Below are 12,812 nucleotides of genomic sequence, written 5' to 3'. Positions count from 1 at the left end.
ATCGGGCGGGTAGCTTGCCGTATCCCCGACGGGGCGGCAACGCGGCAGGATCGGGTTTTCGAAGTGGAGGCGGCATGAGTTCAGACGACACGCGGAACGACATCGCGCGGGCGCCGACGGACGAGGAATGGCGCGCGAAACTCACTCCGGAGCAGTACGCGGTATGCCGGTGCTCCGCCACCGAGCGCGCGTTCACCGGCAAGTTCTGGAACCACAAGGCAGCGGGCACCTACACCTGCGTCGCCTGCGGATCGCGGCTGTTTCTCTCGGTCGACAAATACGACTCTGGCAGCGGATGGCCGAGCTTCGTGCGCCCGGCGACGCCGGACGCGGTCGCCGAGCATGCGGACGAGAGCCACGGCATGCGCCGCGTCGAAGTGAAGTGCGCGCACTGCGAATCGCACCTGGGCCACGTTTTCCCCGACGGCCCGCCGCCGACCGGCCTGCGCTACTGCATCAATTCCGCATCGCTGGACTTCGAACCGGAGCCGACGGGCTGACATGCGCGACCTGTTCCTAGTCGGCATCGGCGGTGCGTTGGGTGCAATGACGCGTCATGCGGTCGGCGCCGCGCTGTTGGCGACGTCGACGGCGTGGCGCTTTCCGGTCGGCACGCTCGCGATCAACGTGTCGGGCTGCCTGCTCATCGGCCTGTTCGCCGCGATCGCCGAGCAGCTTCCCGGTCTGAACGGCCCGGCGCGCCTGGTGCTGGTCGCCGGCGTCCTCGGCGGCTACACCACGTTCTCGGCGTTCGGCCTGGAGACGATGCTCATGATCCGCCGCGGCGACGCCGCGCTCGCGACGGGATATGTCGTCGCGAGCGTGGTGCTCGGCCTCGCCGCCGTTTGGATCGGGATGAAGGCGGTCGCGTTTGCGCGCTGATCAGGCGGCGGCGAACGCGTCGCGCGTCAGGTTCAGCGGCTCGCCGTCGGTGCAGGCGACATCGTCCTCGATGCGGATGCCGCCGTACGGGCGGAACGCGTCGACGCGTACCCAGTCGACGCTGCCGGCATGCGGCCCGGCGCGCAGGTCGTCGAGCAGCATGTCGATGAAGTACAGGCCCGGCTCGATCGTCACCACCATGCCCGGCGCCAGCGTGCGCGTCAGGCGCAAGTAGGGATGACCTTCGGGCTTCGCCAACGTCGCGCCGCCCGCGTCGTCCGCCGCGAAGCCCGCGACGTCGTGCACCTGCAGGCCGATGCCGTGACCGATGCCGTGCGGGAAGAACGTGCCGCTGACGCCGGTTTCCACCGCGGCTTCGGGCGATACCCGCAGCACGCCGTGCTCGCGCAGCACGCGGGCCAGCGCCAAGTGCGCGCCGAGGTGCAGCTGGCGGTAATCCATGCCGGAGCGCACCTGCGCGCACATGCCACGCTGCGCGGCGTCGACGTCGTTGATCAGCGCCTGGAACTCGCCGTTGGTGTCGCGTGCATAGGTGCGCGTGATGTCGCAGGCATAGCCGCCGAACGATGCGCCCGCATCGATCAGGAAGCTGCGGATGTCGGCCGGCGCATCGCTATCGAGTTCGGTGTAGTGCAGCACCGCGCCATGCTCGTTGAGCGCGACGATGTTGCCGTAAGGCAGGTCGTTGGCGTCCTGCCGGGCCGCCGCGCAATAGGCGAGGTGGATGTCGAACTCGGAGAGCCCTTCGCGGAACGCGGCCTCGGCCGCGCGATGTGCGCGGACACCGATGCGCGATGCTTCGCGCATCATCGCGATCTCGTACGGCGTCTTGAATGCGCGATGGTATTCAAGGTACGCGACGACCGCGGGCGGATTGTTCGGGGCATACTCGCCGAGCGCGCTCTGCGGCTCACCGACGATCGCGCACCTGCCGGGAGGGGGCAGGTGGTTCGCCGCTTCTTCCGCAGTCCGGATCACCACGATGTCGAAATGGTCGACCCACCAACCCCGGGGCGCCTGGGGAACAACGTGCCAGTAGTCGCGGGGCTGAAGATAAATCAGTTTCGGCCGTTGACCCGGGGTAGCGACCAGCCAGCTTCCGGGGTTGCGAACCAGCGGCAGCCACGCCTTGAATTGCGGGTTGACCGCGTAGGGGTAGTCACGGTCGTCGAACGCCTGGTAGTGCAGGCTGCCACTGGGAACGACGAGGTGGTCGAAGCCACCCCGCTCGAGCGCGACGGCGGTCCGCGCGGCAAGTACTTCGACGTGGCGGGCGTACAGGGACGGGAGCGAAGGATCGGTCATGTCGACAGCATCGTGGGACGACGACGTGGATTCTGACCGATCCGCCGGTACGTCGCGCAGTGCGGTGCGTCGCCCGCGTCGCGCGTGGGCCGCGAGCCTGGTCGCACTCGGTGTCGGCCTCGCGCTCACCGCCGCCCTGGTCGGCGCGCAGCTGCATCGCGCCCGCCTCGAACACGCACAACAGCTCGATGCGCTGGCCGACGGCGAGATCGGCGCGCTGGAAGAGCAGCTGCGCTCCTACGACCTCGCCCTGCGCGCGCTGCAGACGGGATTCCTGGCGCACGACGTCGACCTGCAGGGTTTCGATCGCCTCTATCGCGCGCTCGACCTGCGCCATCGCCTGCCGGGCCTGCAGGCCGTCGTCTATTCCGTGCCGCAGATGCGTGCCGATGGTGTGCACTATCCGACCCTCTACACCGCCCCGCGTGCCGGCAACGAGCGCGTGCTCGGACTCGATGTGCGCACGCAGCCGGCCAACCTCGTCGCTCTGCAGCAGTCGCGCGACACCAACCGGCCGGTGATGTCGGCGCCGTTCCGGCTGATCCAGGATCCGCCCGACCATGTCCCCGACGGCCTGCTGCTGCGCCTGCCGGCCTACAGCCCGGGCGAGCCGCCGGTGACGCCGGAATCGCGACGCGCACGCTTCGTCGGATCGCTCGCGATGTCGTTTCGCATCTCGCGGCTGGCGACCGATGCGTTCCGTCCGGAGTGGCGTCGCGCATTGCACCTGCGCGTCACCGACGTCGACACGCAGCCAAACGCCATCGTGTTCGATTCCAGCCCCGGCGACGCGCCGCGCGCGGGCGACTGGCAGAAGAACCACACCATCGCGTTCGCCGGTCGCCGCTGGCGCGTGGAAATGCATGACGCGCTCCATGGCCGCGTCGACGTGCGCGAAAGCCTTCCGCTGCTGATCGCCGGAATCACCGGCAGCGTCCTGTTCGCGCTGTGGATCGCCGCGCTGGCCGGTGCGCGGCGGCGTGCACTTGAAGTCGGCGAAGCGATGAGCCATCGCTATCGCGAAAGCGAGGAGCGCTTCCGCGTCGTCAACGAGTTGCTTCCGGCGCTCGTGCTGCTCGCGCGCGAGGAAGACGGCCGCATCATGTACGCGAACCAGGCCGCACGCGTTCGCCTCGGCGAGAACGTCGACGGAACGCCGATCGACGCATTGTTCGAGGATGCGCACCGTCGCGCGGAAGTTCTGCAGGTCGAGGATCCGGGTTGGGAAAGCGTCGAAGCGATGTTGCGCAGCACGAACGGCGACCGCTTCTGGGCCAGCGTGTCGATGTCGCGCGTACGCATCAACGGGCGGTGGAAGCGGCTCGTGGTCGCATCGGACATCTCGCAGCAGCGCCAGCTCACCGAGCTGCTGAGCTACCAGGCCTCGCACGACGCGCTGACCGAGCTGTACAACCGTCGCGAGTTCGAGCGCCATGTGGAGCGCACGCTCGCGCATTCGGCGCAGGGCCACGCGCGCTACGCGCTGCTGTACGTCGATCTCGACCAGTTCAAGTTGATCAACGACACCTCGGGCCATGCCGCGGGCGACCAGCTGCTGTCGCAACTCGCGCAGGTGATGCGTGAGCAGTTGCGATCGGGCGACGTGCTCGCGCGACTCGGCGGCGACGAATTCGGCGTGCTCGCCTGCGACGTGCAGGACGAAGCCGCCGCGCGCCTGGTGGCCGAACGCCTGCGCCAGCACATCGACGGCTACACCTTCGTGTGGGAGCAGGCGAGCTACGGCATCACCGCGAGTATCGGCGGCGTGCTGCTGGATCCATCGAGTTCCCTGAAGGAACTGTTCGCGCAGGCCGACAGCGCCTGCTACATGGCGAAGGAGGCCGGCCGCAATCGCGTGCACTTCTTCTCGACCGGCGACAACGCGATGGCGCAGCGTCGTACCGAGATGGAGTGGGCGCATCGCCTGCGCTGGGCGCTGGAAGCCGACCGCTTCCGCCTGTACTTCCAGGAAGTGCATCCGCTCAAGAGCCTGTCGGGCGGCACGCGACTCGAGTTGCTGCTTCGGCTCCTCGATGAAGACGATCGCATCGTGCCGCCCGGCGCCTTCATTCCCGCGGCCGAACGCTACGGCCTGATGCCGTCGATCGATCGCTGGGTGGTGGAAACCGCGCTGGCGAACATCGACAACCTGCATCCGGAAGGACGCGGCCTGTCGATGGTGGCGATAAATCTTTCAGGCGCGACCATCGAGGACGAATCCTTCGTCGCGCGCATCCTCGAGCTGATCGAGCAACACGGCATCGATCCGCGCCGCCTGTGCTTCGAGATCACCGAAACGCTCGCGGTGCGCAACCTGGCGCAGGTCTCGCGCTTCATGGGGCAGCTGCGCAAGGCCGGTTGCCGCATTTCGCTCGACGACTTCGGCGTCGGCATGTCGTCGTTCGGGTACCTCAAGAACCTGCCGGTCGACATCATCAAGATCGACGGCAGCTTCGTGCAGGACCTCACCAGCGACCCGATGAGCCACGCCATCGTGCGCGCGGTGACCGACATCGGCCATCAGCGCGGCATGCAGGTGGTGGCCGAGTGGGTCGACAGCGACGCCATCATCCGCATGCTCACGGAGATCGGTGTCGACCATGCGCAGGGGTTTGCGTTGCACCGGCCCGAGCCGGCGCAACTGCATCGTCGCGATCAGACGTAGGTCGCGCCGGGCGCGTCGATCCAGTCGCGCAGGCGGTCGATCTGGCCGTCGTCGAGCGAGAGGAAACGGAAACCGGTCCACGCCTGGCCAGGTGCGGCCGCGGCGTTCTGCCACAGCAGGTGCGTGCCGACCTCGAATGGGTGCCGATTGCCGGCGCGGTCGGACAGCACGAAACGCAACTGGTACAGGCAGTCTTCGCGCAGCGGGCCGCTGGCGAGCAGCAGCATGCCGCTTTCGGACACGTTGCCGAGCTGGCCGACCGTCTCGCCGGTCATCTCATCGATGACTTCGACGCGATCGTCCACGCGACGCCGCCGGCTGCGGCGTGCTTCGTCGGCGAGGGTGTTCATGCGGTGCGCTCCGGGCGGCGTGTGGCGCCCGCGCCGGCACCCAGCGATTGCAGCGCGGCGCGCCACGCGCGATCGACGATGCGACCGTCTCCCGCAGTCACGACCTGCGCGCGGCCCGCGGCGAGATCGCGCGCAAGCGCGTCCACCGTGCCGTCGGCGACACGCTGGCCGCGCGGATTCACGAAGAGCGTCTGGCCGGTGACCGTGCTGAACCACGACAGGCGCCGACGCATGGTCGCTCCGCGTTCGCCACGCAGATCGAACCACGTGCCCGCCGGCAGGTCGCGCACGCGACGCGCCTGCGCTTCGCCTTCGGCGTCGAGCGGCCCGCTACCGTCACCGTCGGCACCGGTTTCTTCGCCCAGCCGCGCGCGCGACTTGAGCCGCATCGCGAGTTCGGTGCGCGTCGCGGCGTCGTCGCCGGCCTCGTCTTCGGTGCCGGTGAGGATGCGTGCGATGCGCGCGGCGTCGTCCGCGTGGTAGCCGACCGTCGACAGCCACTGGTCGACGAGCAGCACGAGGTCGTGCCCGGCGCTGCCCTTGCCTGCGGCCGCGTGCACGAGTTCATCGGTGGCTTCGACCAGCGACGTCCACTCCGCGCTGTCCTCGTCATTGCGAAGGTGCGCGAGGGTGAGGACATCGGCCCAGGCGTTGCGCAACATGCCGCGATGGAACGCGGGCATGCGCACCGACTGCAATGCGTTGTCGATGACGTCCGCAGCGCGACGACGCGCGACCGCGAGCTTGTCCTTGCCGCGCGCGGCTTCGACGTTGCGGCGCTCGGCGATTTCCGAACGTCGCGCCACCGCCTGCAGTTGCTGTTCGAGCGCCGACAGGCCGCTGCGGAACGCGCCGGACAGGTCGTCGGGCGCGCGCGCGATGGCGTCGACGATGCGTTCGAGTTGCAGCAGCAGCTGCGGGTCGATGTCGTCGGACGCGTACCAGCGCGCGCCGGATTCGGCGACGGCGTTGAGCACTTCGCGCGCCGGATGCGCGGCGCGCAGGAAGAAACCGGGATCGGCCAGCGCCAGTCGCAGCAGCGGCAGGCGCAGGCGATCGAGCATCGTCTTCGCCGGCGCGTCGGCACGGATGTCGCGTTCGAGATGCGCGTACATCAATGCGAGCAGCTCGAAGATGTCGGCGTCTTCGCGCGTCAGCGCAACCGCTTCGCCCTGCTTCTGCCGCGCATGCAGCAGCAGCCATTGGCGGATGCCGTCGATGTCGAGGCCGTCTACGTCGTCGCCCGCGGATGCGAGAAGTTGCAACGCGACGGCGGTCGGAAGCTCCGGGCGCGCGGTCGCGGCGGCGAGCGCACTGGTGCTGATCGTGCCCGTCGTGCGGCCGGCTTCGAAGGCGGCCGACGGACCGCCGGGGCCGCCGGCGCCAGTGTTTCCGTCAGCGGACGGCGTTCCGCCGCCTGCGCCCCCGCCACTCGCATTGGCACCGCCGAAGCCGCCGCGGAAGCGATCGGCCATCGACCGCCGCGACGCCAGCAGTTCCTGCAGCAATTCGAAGGTCGGCGTGTCGCCTTCGCTGGGCGCGGCACCGGTCCAGCCGGTGTGCGGACGCTCGCGTTCCGCGGCCGCCGAGAGCACGTCGCCCGACGTCGTCGCTACGCGCGCGCGCGGACGCAACGGCACGAACGACAGGCCCGGCATGATGCGCAACCGCACCAGCAGGTCGTTGATGGATTCGGCGACACCCGCGTATTCGCCGAGGATCGCGCGGTCGAATTCGCGTAGCAGCGCAACGCGCAGCGTCAGGCTGAAACCGTTCGACTCGGCCGCGGCGAGCATCAGCTCGCACAGGCGCTGCGGGCCGACGGGCAGTCGCGACGGTTCGAACGCCGGTGATTCGGCGAGCACCGCGAACCGCTGGCATAGCAGGTGGATGGGAAGGGGCGTGCGCGATTCCAGGCGCAGCGCGATCGCCTTGATCTCGGTGACCTCGTCGGCTTCGTCGTCATCGACCAGTCGCAGGTTCTCGAATGACGGCATCAGCGGCATCGCGTCGGGCGCGCGCTGCGGCTGCCGTGCGACTTCACGCAGGCCGGCGAGCTCGGCGTCGATGTTGCGCGAGAACTGCGCGATGAAAGCGGACTGGCGCCTCAGCAGGAGTTGCGCTTGCTCCATGTAGCTCACGCCCACGGCGTGGCGCGAGCCGGCGTCGCGAAGGTGCGTGAAGCGACCTTCGATGTGCGGGATCAGGCGGTCGAGCGGGTCGACCACCAGCTCGTAGACGGCGGCATGCACCGCCTCCAGGGTGTCCCGTACCCGCCGCGGCAGCGCCGCAGACGCGATCGCGTCTGCGGACGGGATCCGCCGATGGGGTGGAAATGGGACGGACACCTAGTTCTCCCCGTTGACTGAGACGATCTAACCACGGTCAGGCGCCGATGTCAGCTTCGACCGGCGCGTCGAGGAACAATTCCAACACGTCGTTGGTGAACCGACGGCCCGTGTCGGTGGGCCAGACGCGCGCCGCGTCCTGCGCGAGCCAGCCGCGTTCGAGCGCTTCGGTAATGGGCGCGTCGATCGCATGGCGGGGCAGTCCGGTGCGCGATTCGAACTGCGACCACGCGAAACCTTCGTGCAGGCGCAGTGCGTTGAGCATGAATTCGAAGGGTCGGCGTGCCGGTTCGACGCGTTCGTCGCCACCGATCGCCGCGGCCGTTCCCGCGGTTTCGAGGTACTTCGCCGGGTGTTTGTGCTTCCAGCGGCGCAGGATCGCCTGCTCCGCGCCGAGCGTGATCTTGCCGTGCGCGCCGGCGCCGATGCCGAGGTAGTCGCCGAACCGCCAGTAGTTGAGGTTGTGCGCGCACTGGTGCCCGGGCCTGGCGTAGGCGCTGGTCTCGTAGTGGCCGTAGCCGGCCTTCGCCAGCATGGACTGGCAATGCTCCTGCATGTCCCAGGCGAGGTCGTCGTCCGGCAACTGCCTGGGCGGACGCGCGGCGAACACCGTGTTGGGCTCGAGCGTGAGCTGGTAATGCGAGATGTGCGTCGGCGCGAGTTCGATCGCGCGGGCGACGTCGCGCTCGGCCATCGCGAGGTCCTGCCCCGGCAGCGCGTACATCAGGTCGAGATTGAGTTCGTCGAAGCCGGCGTCCTGCGCCTGGCGGATCGCGGTGGCCGCCTGCGCGGAATCATGGATGCGGCCGAGTCGTTCCAGGCAGCCGTCGTCGAAGCTCTGCACACCGAAGCTGAGGCGGTTGACGCCCGCGGCGCGGTAATCGGCGAGCTTGCCGTACTCGGACGTGCCGGGATTGGTTTCGAGCGTGATCTCGCAGTCCGGCGCGAAACGCAGGCGCGAGCTGGCGGTCTGCAGGAAGCGGTCGACGAGGTCCGCCGGCATCAGGCTCGGCGTACCGCCGCCGAAGAATACGGTGCGGATCGTGCGTCCCCAGACCAGCGGAAGATCGAAGTCGAGGTCGGCGATCAACGCGTCGACGTACTGCGCGAGCGGAAGCGCGCCGCGGCCTTCGTGGGAATTGAAGTCGCAATACGGACACTTCTTCACGCACCACGGCACATGCACGTAGAGCGAGAGCGGCGGGGTGGTGAGGCTCATGCGGGTGAGGCGTCGTGCGGCTGCCGGGTCGGACCATGCTCCGGCATGCCGGCCAGCGCGTCGAGCAGCGGTGTATCGATCCGTGTGCGGCGTCGACCGTGCACGATCAACCACAGTGCGATTGCCCGCGCTGTCGGATGCGATGGCGACGGCCCGGTGAGCACCAGTCCGACGCCGAACCGGTCGGCCTCCAGCCGCAGCCGGCACCACGGCAGCAGCGTGCGCCGGTAGCGCAACTGCGTGACCTGTCGCGCGGGCAGCTGCCGGAACGCATAACCCGTCCTGGCGTCGCGCAGAAGCAATGCCGGCCCGTCCAGCGCCGCCCATTGCACGCGCGACATCACCGCCAGCGCCATCGCGAGCAGCACGACGGTGGCGACCATCGGCCCCGCGGCGAGGCCCGCGACCACGGAGGCGATCACCGTCGCCACGCTCGCCGCGACGATCGCCACGATGCGCGACTGCCAACCGACGTCGAGGTCTTCCCGAAGCATGCTCATGCCGACCTCCAGTCCGCCAGGCGGGATCGCAATACGTCGACCGCGCGCCCGCGGTGGCTGACGCGCGCCTTGGTGTCGGCGTCGAGCTCGGCCGCGGACACGCCACGTTCGACGTCGAGGAACACCGGGTCGTAGCCGAACCCGCCGGCGCCTCGCCGCGATTCGAGGATGCGCCCGTGCCAGCTGCCTTCGGCGATCAGCGGTCGCGGGTCGGTCGCATGGCGCAGCAGCACGATGGCGGCGTGGAAGTACGCGCCGCGCTCATCGTCGGCGCGGCCGTGCAGTTCGCCGAGCAGCTTGTCGATGTTCGCGGCGGGATCCGCCGGCTCCCCGGCGTAACGCGCGGAATACAGGCCGGGCGCGCCGTCGAGCGCATCGACGCAAAGCCCCGAGTCGTCGGCCAACGCGGGCAGGCCGGTCACGCGCGCGGCGTGGCGTGCCTTCAGCAGCGCGTTCTCGACGAACGACAGGCCGGTTTCGTCGATGTCCTCGACACCGAGTTCGCCCTGCGCGACGCAGTCGAACCCCAGCGGCGCGAGCAGGCGCTCGAACTCGGCGAGCTTGCCGGGGTTGCCGCTGGCGACGACGACCTTCATGCGCGTCATCCTGACGCCCGGCGGGTGTACGCCGGGTGGATCAGCGACCCAACGCCTCGCGCTGGAATGCGACGAGCTGCGCGATTCCGCGCTCGGCCAGGTCGGTGAGCGCGTTGAGCTCGTCGCGCCGGAACGCGTGGCCTTCCGCCGTGCCCTGCAACTCGATGAAACCACCGCCGTCGTTCATCACGACATTCATGTCGGTGTCGCAGTCGCTGTCCTCTGCGTAGTCGAGGTCGAGAACCGGCACGCCGCGATACACCCCGACCGACACGGCGGCCACCGCGCCGACGACCGGATCGCGCTTGATCTCGCCGCGCGCGAGCAGCCACTGCGCGGCATCGACCAGCGCGACATAGGCGCCGGTGATCGCCGCGGTGCGCGTGCCGCCATCGGCCTGGAGCACGTCGCAGTCGAGCGTGATCGTGCGTTCGCCGAGTGCGCGCCGGTCGACGCAGGCGCGCAGCGAGCGGCCGATCAGTCGCTGGATCTCGAGCGTGCGCCCGCCCTGCTTGCCGCGCGAGGCCTCGCGGTCGTTGCGGGTGTTGGTCGAGCGCGGGAGCATGCCGTACTCGGCCGTGACCCAGCCTTCGCCCTTGCCGCGCAGGAAGCCCGGCACCTTCGATTCGACCGTCGCGGTGCACAGCACGCGCGTCTCGCCGAACTCGATCAGCACCGAGCCTTCGGCATGTTTGGTGAACCCGCGGGTGATGCGGATGGGGCGCAGTGCATCGGGCGCGCGCCCGGATGGACGGGCGAAAGGAGCGGTCGCGCTCATGGGCGGCGATATCCGGGCGACGGCGCGTGAGCGTACCATCCACGCCCCGCAGTACCGGCAGCGAACCGCATGTCCATCCGCAGCATGACCGCCTTCGCGAGCGGCGAATCCATCACGCCGTGGGGCACGCTCGCCTGCGAACTGCGCTCGGTGAACCACCGTTTCCTCGAGATCGCCACGCGACTGCCCGACGAGCTGCGCGCGCTCGAGCCCGCCCTGCGCGAACGCATCGGCGCGCGAATCAGCCGCGGCAAGGTCGACGTCAGTTTCCGCCTGCGTGCTGCAGACGGCGGCGGGGCGTTGCAGGTCAATCGCGACCGCCTGGCCGAGCTCGCGCGCCTGTCGCGCGAACTCGAAACCGACTTCCCGGGCCTGCGCACCGATTTCTCGCAGCTGCTGCAGATCCCCGGCGTGGTGAAGGGCGAGGGCATCGATCCCGTCGCACTGCATGCCGACGCACTGGGGCTGCTCGATCGCACGCTCGACGAATTCGTCGCCTCGCGCGAACGCGAAGGCGCCAAGCTCGCGCAGGCGATCACCGAACGCATCGACGGCATCGCGGCCATCCGCGAAGTCGTCCGCGAATGCATCCCGGCGATCCGCGAAGGGCAGCGCACGCGGTTGGAAGCGCGCCTGGCCGACCTGCCGACGCCGGTCGACCCCGGTCGTCTCGAACAGGAACTGGTGCTCGCGCTGCAGAAGCTCGACGTCGACGAGGAGCTGGACCGCCTGGACGCCCACCTGTCGGAAGCGCGTCGCGTGTTGAAGCTGAAGGAAGCCGTCGGTCGCCGGCTCGACTTCCTGCTGCAGGAGTTCAACCGCGAGGCGAACACGCTGGGCAGCAAGTCGGTCGACAGCCGCACCTCGGCGGCCGCGATCGACCTCAAGGTGCTGATCGACCAGATCCGCGAGCAGGTCCAGAACATCGAATAGCCACGGCCCGTCCGGACCGCCGCTCCGCAGGAGCGGGTAGGATTCGGCAGCCCGGCCCCGCCGACACCCGCAGACCAGAACCGGCCCATGCGCGGAACCCTCTTCATCGTCGCGGCACCCTCGGGCGCGGGCAAATCGAGCATCGTCAACGCGGTGCTCGCCCGCGACCCGAACATCTCGCTGTCGATCTCGTTCACCTCGCGCGCGCCGCGGCCGGGTGAACGCCACGCCGAGCACTACCACTTCGTCACCGCCGAGGAGTTCCAGGCGATGGTCGCGGCCGGCGACTTCTTCGAGCATGCCCGCGTGCACGGCGACTGGAAGGGCACGGCGCGGCAGTCGGTCGAGCCGCAGCTCAACGCGGGCCGCGACGTCCTGCTCGAGATCGACTGGCAGGGCGCCCGCCAGGTCCGCGCCAAGGTGCCGGACGCGATTTCCGTCTTCATCCTGCCGCCGTCGCGTGCCGCGCTGGACGAGCGCATGCGCAAGCGCGGGCAGGACAGCGAAGACGTGATCGCGCAGCGTCTCGCCGCCGCCCGTGACGAGATGAGTCACTACGGCGAGTTCGACTACCTCGTCGTGAACGAGGACTTCGAGACCGCGGTGTCGGAGATGTGCGCGATCTTCACCGCGAGCCGCCTGCGCCGCGACCCGCAGGTCGCGCGGCATTCGCGTCTGATCACCGCGCTGCTGGTCGACGACCCGTCCTGAGCGGCCGGTCGCCGGCTAACTGACTGATTCCAAAGGAAAGGCTTGCCTCCTCGACAGGCCGGCCCTACACTGCGACCCCCTTTCGCATCACGTGGCGTGCCGTCCGGCCGCCGGGAGCCCCATGGCCCGCATCACCGTAGAAGACTGCCTGCAGGTCGTCGACAACCGCTTCGAGCTCGTCATGATGGCCTCCAAGCGCGCCCGCCAGCTCGCCGCCGGCGTCGACGCCCAGCTCGAGAACGAAGCGAACGACAAGCCGACCGTGCTGGCGCTGCGCGAGATCGCCGCGCGCCGCATCGACAACGAATACATCGACGCGGTCGAGAAGGCCGAGCGCGAGCGCAAGGAGCGCGAGGCGCTGGAGTGGGCCGCCGCGGAAGTGGTCGCCGACGACGACCTGTCGAAGGGCGACGACTGATCAGTTCGATCGTCGCGTGATGAACAGACCCCGCCTCGGCGGGGTTTGTCGTTTCTGAGCCTCGTCACGCTTCATGGCTCGCGACG

The 12,812-nt window shown here is 69.2% G+C and carries 13 protein-coding genes; 6 read left to right on the top strand and 7 right to left on the bottom strand.

The window, feature by feature from the left end:
• Nucleotides 1-74: 74 nt before the first annotated feature.
• Nucleotides 75-500, top strand: a complete 426-nt coding sequence (msrB, locus tag ACKTTN_RS00345; protein ID WP_407907890.1) for a peptide-methionine (R)-S-oxide reductase MsrB — start codon at nt 75-77, stop codon at nt 498-500.
• A gap of 1 nt (nt 501) precedes the next feature.
• Entirely contained in the window at nt 502-882 is a 381-nt protein-coding gene (crcB, locus tag ACKTTN_RS00340) for a fluoride efflux transporter CrcB (protein ID WP_407907889.1), read from the top strand.
• Here crcB and pepQ read toward each other — a convergent pair whose 3' ends face one another.
• Nucleotides 883-2,208, bottom strand: a complete 1,326-nt coding sequence (gene pepQ / locus ACKTTN_RS00335; RefSeq protein ID WP_407907888.1) for a Xaa-Pro dipeptidase — start codon at nt 2,206-2,208, stop codon at nt 883-885.
• On the opposite strand from pepQ, the gene ACKTTN_RS00330 reads away from it, so the two are divergent.
• Nucleotides 2,207-4,873, top strand: coding sequence for a bifunctional diguanylate cyclase/phosphodiesterase (locus ACKTTN_RS00330; protein WP_407907887.1), 2,667 nt, complete (start codon nt 2,207-2,209; stop codon nt 4,871-4,873). The two genes, pepQ and ACKTTN_RS00330, sit on opposite strands and share 2 nt — an antisense overlap.
• On the opposite strand, the gene ACKTTN_RS00325 is transcribed toward ACKTTN_RS00330, so the two are convergent.
• The 6 genes from ACKTTN_RS00325 to rph are packed head-to-tail and all read right to left on the bottom strand — an operon-like array spanning nt 4,864 to nt 10,664.
• On the bottom strand, nt 4,864-5,223 hold the full coding sequence (locus ACKTTN_RS00325) for a PilZ domain-containing protein (RefSeq protein WP_407907886.1): 360 nt from the start codon (nt 5,221-5,223) through the stop codon (nt 4,864-4,866). The genes ACKTTN_RS00330 and ACKTTN_RS00325 overlap by 10 nt on opposite strands.
• Nucleotides 5,220-7,571 carry a DUF1631 family protein gene (locus tag ACKTTN_RS00320; protein WP_407907885.1) on the bottom strand — a complete coding sequence of 784 codons (2,352 nt, stop codon included), beginning with the start codon at nt 7,569-7,571 and terminating at the stop codon, nt 5,220-5,222. The genes ACKTTN_RS00325 and ACKTTN_RS00320 overlap by 4 nt, the downstream gene beginning before the upstream one ends.
• Nucleotides 7,572-7,608: 37 nt before the next feature.
• Complete coding sequence (hemW, locus tag ACKTTN_RS00315; RefSeq protein ID WP_407907884.1) at nt 7,609-8,790, bottom strand: radical SAM family heme chaperone HemW; 1,182 nt, start codon at nt 8,788-8,790, stop codon at nt 7,609-7,611.
• Nucleotides 8,787-9,290, bottom strand: coding sequence for a hypothetical protein (locus ACKTTN_RS00310; RefSeq protein WP_407907883.1), 504 nt, complete (start codon nt 9,288-9,290; stop codon nt 8,787-8,789). Before ACKTTN_RS00310 ends, hemW begins: the two co-directional genes overlap by 4 nt.
• Entirely contained in the window at nt 9,287-9,886 is a 600-nt protein-coding gene (gene rdgB, locus ACKTTN_RS00305) for an RdgB/HAM1 family non-canonical purine NTP pyrophosphatase (RefSeq protein WP_407907882.1), read from the bottom strand. Before rdgB ends, ACKTTN_RS00310 begins: the two co-directional genes overlap by 4 nt.
• Before the next feature lie 40 nt (nt 9,887-9,926).
• Nucleotides 9,927-10,664: a ribonuclease PH gene (gene rph, locus ACKTTN_RS00300; RefSeq protein ID WP_407907881.1), complete on the bottom strand. Its 738-nt coding sequence runs from the start codon at nt 10,662-10,664 to the stop codon at nt 9,927-9,929.
• Nucleotides 10,665-10,748: 84 nt separating this feature from the next.
• Here rph and ACKTTN_RS00295 point away from each other — a divergent pair, with 84 nt between their 5' ends.
• The 3 genes from ACKTTN_RS00295 to rpoZ all read left to right on the top strand — a co-directional run bounded on the left by ACKTTN_RS00295 (nt 10,749) and on the right by rpoZ (nt 12,726).
• Entirely contained in the window at nt 10,749-11,597 is an 849-nt protein-coding gene (locus tag ACKTTN_RS00295) for a YicC/YloC family endoribonuclease (RefSeq protein ID WP_407908681.1), read from the top strand.
• Between the two features lie 87 nt (nt 11,598-11,684).
• Complete coding sequence (gene gmk, locus ACKTTN_RS00290) at nt 11,685-12,308, top strand: guanylate kinase (protein WP_407907880.1); 624 nt, start codon at nt 11,685-11,687, stop codon at nt 12,306-12,308.
• Nucleotides 12,309-12,429: 121 nt separating this feature from the next.
• The gene (gene rpoZ, locus ACKTTN_RS00285; protein ID WP_027082026.1) at nt 12,430-12,726 is read left to right on the top strand and encodes a DNA-directed RNA polymerase subunit omega; all 297 of its coding nucleotides are present in this window, start codon (nt 12,430-12,432) and stop codon (nt 12,724-12,726) included.
• Nucleotides 12,727-12,812 lie beyond the last annotated feature (86 nt).

This window comes from Lysobacter claricitrinus, assembly GCF_045866565.1.
In the GTDB taxonomy this organism is placed as follows: domain Bacteria; phylum Pseudomonadota; class Gammaproteobacteria; order Xanthomonadales; family Xanthomonadaceae; genus Cognatilysobacter; species Cognatilysobacter claricitrinus.
Note: the sequence above shows the minus strand (reverse complement) of the source record. Positions and strands in the feature narration are given on the sequence as shown.